Origin of the sequence: Histidinibacterium lentulum, from assembly GCF_003789055.1 — a bacterium.
GTDB lineage: Bacteria > Pseudomonadota > Alphaproteobacteria > Rhodobacterales > Rhodobacteraceae > Oceanicola > Oceanicola lentulus.
Map to the genome: position 1 here is coordinate 146,359 of NZ_ML119086.1, position 6,140 is coordinate 152,498.

The 6,140-nt window shown below is 68.6% G+C and carries 9 protein-coding genes; 4 read left to right on the plus strand and 5 right to left on the minus strand.

Annotated elements, in window-relative coordinates; all coding sequences use genetic code 11:
* Positions 1-36: 36 nt before the first annotated feature.
* From EAT49_RS13000 to EAT49_RS13010, 3 genes are all read right to left on the minus strand, one after another.
* The gene (locus EAT49_RS13000) at positions 37-846 is read right to left on the minus strand and encodes an ABC transporter ATP-binding protein (protein ID WP_123642763.1); all 810 of its coding nucleotides are present in this window, start codon (positions 844-846) and stop codon (positions 37-39) included.
* A gap of 53 nt (positions 847-899) precedes the next feature.
* Positions 900-1,901, minus strand: coding sequence for an ABC transporter substrate-binding protein (locus tag EAT49_RS13005; RefSeq protein ID WP_246003846.1), 1,002 nt, complete (start codon positions 1,899-1,901; stop codon positions 900-902).
* A 177-nt stretch (positions 1,902-2,078) separates the two neighbouring features.
* Entirely contained in the window at positions 2,079-2,471 is a 393-nt protein-coding gene (locus EAT49_RS13010) for a DUF2147 domain-containing protein (protein WP_123642764.1), read from the minus strand.
* Between the two features lie 123 nt (positions 2,472-2,594).
* Between EAT49_RS13010 and hisA the strand changes: the two genes are divergently transcribed.
* Positions 2,595-3,314, plus strand: a complete 720-nt coding sequence (hisA, locus tag EAT49_RS13015) for a 1-(5-phosphoribosyl)-5-[(5-phosphoribosylamino)methylideneamino]imidazole-4-carboxamide isomerase (protein WP_123642765.1) — start codon at positions 2,595-2,597, stop codon at positions 3,312-3,314.
* Here hisA and EAT49_RS13020 read toward each other — a convergent pair.
* A complete protein-coding gene (locus tag EAT49_RS13020) occupies positions 3,311-3,748 on the minus strand; it encodes a DUF302 domain-containing protein (RefSeq protein WP_123642766.1) in 438 nt (145 codons plus the stop codon). The two genes, hisA and EAT49_RS13020, sit on opposite strands and share 4 nt — an antisense overlap.
* A gap of 96 nt (positions 3,749-3,844) precedes the next feature.
* Between EAT49_RS13020 and hisF the strand changes: the two genes are divergently transcribed.
* The 3 genes from hisF (at position 3,845) to EAT49_RS13035 (ending at position 5,589) form a co-directional block, all read left to right on the plus strand.
* Entirely contained in the window at positions 3,845-4,606 is a 762-nt protein-coding gene (hisF, locus tag EAT49_RS13025; protein WP_123642767.1) for an imidazole glycerol phosphate synthase subunit HisF, read from the plus strand.
* Positions 4,603-4,911, plus strand: a complete 309-nt coding sequence (locus tag EAT49_RS13030) for a phosphoribosyl-ATP diphosphatase (protein WP_123642768.1) — start codon at positions 4,603-4,605, stop codon at positions 4,909-4,911. Before hisF ends, EAT49_RS13030 begins: the two co-directional genes overlap by 4 nt.
* 87 nt (positions 4,912-4,998) lie before the next feature.
* The gene (locus tag EAT49_RS13035) at positions 4,999-5,589 is read left to right on the plus strand and encodes a toxin-activating lysine-acyltransferase (RefSeq protein WP_123642769.1); all 591 of its coding nucleotides are present in this window, start codon (positions 4,999-5,001) and stop codon (positions 5,587-5,589) included.
* 119 nt (positions 5,590-5,708) lie between these two features.
* On the opposite strand, the gene EAT49_RS13040 is transcribed toward EAT49_RS13035, so the two are convergent.
* On the minus strand, positions 5,709-5,945 hold the full coding sequence (locus EAT49_RS13040; protein ID WP_123642770.1) for a hypothetical protein: 237 nt from the start codon (positions 5,943-5,945) through the stop codon (positions 5,709-5,711).
* Positions 5,946-6,140: the final 195 nt, after the last annotated feature.

Genomic DNA, 6,140 nt, shown 5'->3' on the forward strand with positions numbered 1-6,140 from the left:
GGGGCGGGCACATAGGCCATGACGGATCCTTTCCGGCTATTCGGCGGCCGCAGGGGTCGTGTCTCCGGCGGGCGCCCTGCCCTGCGCGACCTCGATCTGGTGGCGCAGGATGGCCAGCATCTCTGCGGCCTCGGGCGTGTAAAGATGATCGAGGTCCCGCGGTCCGGTCTGGGGCACGTCGAGCACGTATTGCGTCCGCGCAGGCCGCTGGGACAGCACCACCACCTGATCGGCAAGGAAGATCGATTCACGCAGGTCGTGGGTGATCAGGACGCCGGTGAAGGGCTCTTTCTCCTTCACCTGGTGCATCGTCTGCCAGAGGTCCTCGCGCGTGAAGGCGTCGAGCGCGCCGAAGGGCTCGTCGAGAATGAGCACCTCGGGCTGATGGACGAGCGACCGGCAGAGCGAGGCGCGCTGGCGCATGCCGCCCGACAGCTCCGACGGACGTTTGTCCTCGAACCCCGAGAGCCCGACCAGCGACAGAAGATAGCGCGCGCGGTCCTCCTGCTCCTTCTTCGTCAGCTTCGTCGGCACGATCTCGAGCGGCAGCATCACGTTCTTCAGGATCGTGCGCCATTCCAGCAGGACCGGGTTCTGGAACGCCATGCCCACGGTGGAGCGGGGCGATTTCACCCGCTCGCCATGGAGCCAGACCTCGCCCTCGTCGGGCTTCATCAGCCCGGCAATCAGCTTCGTCAGCGTGGACTTGCCGCAGCCCGAGGGTCCGACCACCGCGACGAATCCGCCTTCGGGAACGGAAATCTCGAGCCCATCCAGAACCGGCAGAGGCCCCGCGGCGGTCTGATAGGCGTGGCGCACGCCCGAGATGTGGATGAGCTTGTCCAAGGGCGCCTCCGGGGCGTGCGGCGCCGGACCATCGGCCCGGCGCCGGGGTTGCGTCACTCGAGCGAGAACCCGCCTTCGGGCAGGTAGGCGTCGGTGAAATAGAGGCTCGCGTCGGGCTCGGTCTGGAACTCGTAGGTCAGCGCGATCTGTTCGAGCGCGGTCGCCATGCGCTCGTCGTCGATGATGCCGAAGCCCTCGGTCGTGGTGAAATCGGTCACCACGTTGGCGCCGATGGCCAGCTCCAGCCGGCGCTGTTCCAGCTCCGCATCGGCGGCGGGGTTGCGCTCGATAAGACTCGGGATGGAGGCCGCGGGATCGGCGATGGTTTCGACCCAGCCCGCGGCAACGGCGCGCAGGAAGGCCTCGATCACCTCGGGATTCTCGGCGGCGAACTCCGTATTGGCGATGATTGCGTTGCCGTAGAGCTGCACGCCATGATCGGCCATCAGGATCGTGGTGATGTCGTCCTCGGGCACGCCCAGTCGCGCGACGTTTAGGTAGGAGGTGAAGGAGAAGCCCGTCACCGCGTCCACCGCGCCCTCGGCCAGCATCGGCTCGCGGGTCGGGAAGCCCACGGGCTCGACCGTGATGGCCGACATGTCGAGATCGTTCTCGGCGGCGAAGATCGGGAACTGCGCCCAGGCGCCATCGGGCGGCGGCGCGCCGAGGATCTTGCCCTCGAGATCGGCGGGGCTCTCGACGCCCTGGCTGATCCGGCCGATCACCGCGAACGGCGGCTTGTCGTAGACCATCATCACCGCGATCACCGGCGCGCCGGGGTTCTGGTCGAGGAACTTGATCAGCGAGTTGATGTCGGCGAAACCCACCGGGAAGGCGCCGGTCGCCACCTTCGGGATCGCGTCGAGCGATCCGTCGCCGGCGGCGATCTCCACCTCCAGTCCCTCGGCGGCGAAATGGCCGCTGTCGATGGCGACGAAATAGGGCGCCGAGGGGCCTTCGAACCGCCAGTCTAGGGCGAAGGACAGCTCGGTCTGCGCCGAGGCCGTGCCGGCGGCCAGAGCGAGGCCGAGGCCGAGGAAATGCTTTGCGTACACGATATTGACCCCTTCGGTTGTGAATGGCTCACGCCGAGATGACGCTGCCGTCGCAACGGTGCTAGCGGCAGGTTTCCCATGATGCACGGTTTCGCCCGTGCATCACTTGCCGGCCTGCTGAAAGCGCCCGAAAGCAAGGCAGTCCCGTCAGTAAAGCCCATCATTTGGGCGTTGTCATCAATTCCCGGTCACGCGGGTCCAGGTGCCCCCGTCGCGGCACACGAAGAGGACGCAACCCTTCAGCGTGATGCTGTCGCCCGCCAGCACGAGCCGGCCGTGGTAGGTCTCGTCCCGGTCCGGCGACCAGAGCCTGCCGCGGTAGCGCCCCCCGCCCTCGGGCACGGTGTCGAAGATGATGTTGCGACCGATATACTCGCCCCCCGTGGGCTGGCCCGCGGCATCCACCGCTGCCACCAGCGTGCCGCAGAGCATGTCGCCGCACGGCGCGATCTCGATGACGCCGCGATTGCCGAAATCATCGGGGATTGTGGCCCAGCGTCCCTCGAGGGGATCGGCCGCAAGGCTGGTTGCCGCAACCGCGAGGGCGGCCGCAAAAGAGAGGGGGCGCATCGGTAACTCCTGAGGGTTGCCCCTGCATCTGGCGCCTCGCCCGCGAGTCGCGCAAGCCGGATCATCCGAGGTTGCGCCCCGCCGCGACCCGTGGTGTTAGGCGCGTCAAGAGAGGGGCCCGTCATGATCCTTTATCCCGCCATCGACCTGAAGGACGGCCAGGCCGTCCGCCTTCTGCGCGGCGAGATGTCCGCGGCCACGGTCTTCAACGACGATCCCGCTGCCCAGGCCCGCGTTTTCGCCGATGCCGGCGCAGAGTGGCTGCATCTTGTCGATCTGAATGGCGCCTTCGCTGGCCGCCCGGTGAACGGGGCGGCGGTCGAGGCGATCCTCGCCGCAACGGACCTGCCCGCGCAACTGGGCGGCGGCATACGCGACATGGCCACCATCGAGAGCTGGCTTGCAAAAGGCCTCACGCGGGTAATCCTCGGGACCGTGGCGGTGGAAAACCCCGCCCTCGTGCGCGAGGCAGCGCGCGCCTTTCCCGGCCAAGTCGCCGTGGGGCTCGACGCGCGGGGCGGCAAGGTGGCCACCAAGGGCTGGGCCGAGGAGACCGAGGAAGAGGTCACCGACCTCGCCCGCCGCTTCGAGGACGCAGGGATCGCCGCCATCGTCTACACCGACATCGACCGCGACGGCGCCATGGGCGGGCCCAACGTCGCCGCGACCGAGGCGCTGGCTCGGTCGGTTTCGGTGCCGGTCATCGCCTCGGGCGGCGTGTCCTCGCTCGGGGATCTCGCAAGGCTCAAGGAGACCGGCGTGATCGCGGGCGCGATCTCGGGCCGGGCGCTCTACGATGGCGCGCTCGATCTTTCCGAGGCGCTGGCGCTTCTGGCGGGTTAGTCCCGCGCGGCTCTCTCGGTCAGGGTCTCCAGCGCATCCTCCATCGCCTCGACGAACTCGGCGTCATCGTCGACATCCGTGTCGTCGAACATTTCCTCGACCTCCTCGTAGATGAGCACGGTCTGCCCCTCCACATCGGCCACCAGAACCCGCAGCGGCAACACCACGCCCGCGCGGATGTCCTGCTGCATGGCGGACGTGCCGAGCCGCGGATTGCCGAAGATCAGAAGCTCTGCGTCTGGCAGATCCATCTCCACCGAAACCGCGCCCTCGGCGTGATTGACCCGGGCAAAGACGGTGGCCCCCGCCTCGACAACGGCCGCCTCGAGACGGTCGGTCACCTCCGAGACGGAGCCCTCGGCCTCGACCCGTTCCCAGTCGGCAAGGGCGGGCGTGGCGGCAAGGGCAAGGGTCAGCGCGGCGGGAAGTTTCATCGGATGGTCCTCTGGCACTACGATACCGCTTGCCAACGTCAGCGCCGGGCGGCGGTTCCCCTTCCGCTTTGGCCCGATCCCCGCTAGAGCGGCGGCATGCTGAAGACCCGGATCATCCCCTGTCTCGACGTCGCCGACGGCCGCGTGGTCAAGGGCGTGAACTTTCTCGATCTGCGCGACGCGGGCGACCCGGTGGAACAGGCCCGCGCCTATGATGCGGCGGGCGCGGACGAGCTCTGCTTTCTCGACATCCACGCCACGCACGAGAACCGCGGCACGATGTATGACCTCGCCACCCGCACGGCGGAGCAGTGCTTCATGCCGCTCACCATCGGCGGCGGCGTCAGGACCGTGGAGGACGTGCGCAACCTGCTGCTCGCGGGCGCCGACAAGGTCAGTTTCAATTCCGCGGCCGTGGCCAACCCCGACGTGCTGACGGAGGCCGCCCTGCGCTTCGGCAGTCAGTGCATCGTCTGCGCCATCGACGCGAAAACGGTCGCGCCGGGCCGGTGGGAGATCTTCACCCACGGCGGTCGCCGCCCCACGGGCATCGACGCGGTCGAGTTCGCCCGGCGCGCGGCGGAGAAGGGCGCGGGAGAGATCCTGCTGACCTCGATGGACCGGGACGGCACGAAAGCCGGGTTCAACATCCCCCTGACCCGGGCGATCACCGAGGCCGTCGACATCCCCGTGATCGCGAGCGGAGGCGTGGGCACGCTCGACCACCTCGTCGAGGGCGTGACCGAAGGCGGCGCGAGCGCCGTGCTCGCGGCCTCGATCTTCCATTTCGGCACCTTCTCCATCGCCGAGGCCAAGGCACACATGGCCGCCGCCGGCATCCCCGTGAGGCTGACATGAGCATCGCCCGTCTCGCCACCACCATCGCCGCCCGCCGAGGCGCCGATCCCTCGTCCAGCTGGACGGCAAAGCTGCTGGCGCAAGGCCCCGAGAAGGCGGCGGAGAAATTCGGCGAGGAGGCGGTGGAGGCGATCATCGAGGCCGTGCGCGGCGACCGCGCGCGCCTCACCGCCGAAGCGGCGGACGTGATCTACCACCTGCTCGTCATGTGCGCCGCCCGCGATGTCAGCCTCGGGGACATCGAGGCCGAACTCGCCCGCCGCGAGGGCCGGAGCGGTCTCGACGAGAAAGCCGCGCGCGGCTGAGCCGCAACGACGCGGATGCACCGCGGCGCTGGAACCTCTTCCAGCCTTCGGCTAACCTAAGGGCACATTCGGAACATGAGGTGTGCCATGGCTGGAAAGAAAGAGAAACCTGTCGCCGAGGCGCCCGCCCTGACGGAAGCAGAGGCCTCGGAGCGTCTTGCGAGGATACGGGTCGGTCTCCGCCACAGCTTCGCCGCGGCGGCGCTCGCCATGATCCAGCTTCCCCGCTACCGGTCGCAGCATCTGAGCGACCTTGAACATCTCCTGCTGGAGCCCCTGCTGCGCGACCGCGTCGCCTTCGCCTATCCCAAGGACGTGACGGAGGCGGGAGGACTTGCGGATCAGGAGATCGCCGGCTTTGCCATCTGGGCCAGCGTCTCCCCAGAGGTGGACGGCCGCATCCGCGAACAGATCGCCCAGGGCACCTGGCCGATCCGGCTGAAGGCCGAGGACTGGACCAGCGGCGAAATCGCCTGGCTCTTCGACGTGGTGGCGCCGGGCAAGGACCGGGCGGCGTCGGTGATCGCGGGCTTCCGGAAACTCGTCGAGGGACGGCAACTGCACCTGCACCCGCTCATCGCGCGCCTCGTCGATCGCGAGACGCTGGAGAAGATGGGCGCCCGCCGCACCTCGGAGGCCGATGCCGAGACAGAGGACACGCCCGAGCCCGCCTCCTGAGACAGGAGCCGGTTCGCGCCCGGACCCCTGCACCACGACCGGACGAAGGGCCCGGACATCCGGGCCCTTTGCGGTTCAGACACCGTGGCCCCGTCACCCAGACCCGGCAGGAAGTCGGGTCAGGTGGATTCCTCCACTTCCTCGTCGTCATCCTGCGATGCGGCGAGGATGGCCAGAAGGGCCACAGGTCCCAGGATTGCCGCGGTCCCGCCAAGTCCCCCGAGCGAGCCGAGAGAGCCCGTCTCGGGTTCGGGCGGAAGCGGAACCGGAATGGTGATGGCATCGTCGAACCCGCCCGCGAGGGCCGGGCCGGACAGCGCGACGAGCGCGGCGGCAAAGACAGGGGTCAGGCGCATGTTCGGTCTCCAGCAGCGTGATCGGCCGGGAATTCGACCTAGCGTAAACCTGACGCGATTCGCGATGCGAGGTCCAGGGATCCTGTCCGATCTGCACGAACTATCGGCGCGGGCTGCCCTCGGACCCAGGCCACGGCGTCGAGGTGCCCGATATCCGGGCGACGCAGCCCTGGCGTCTCTCGGGAGGGCGCTCCG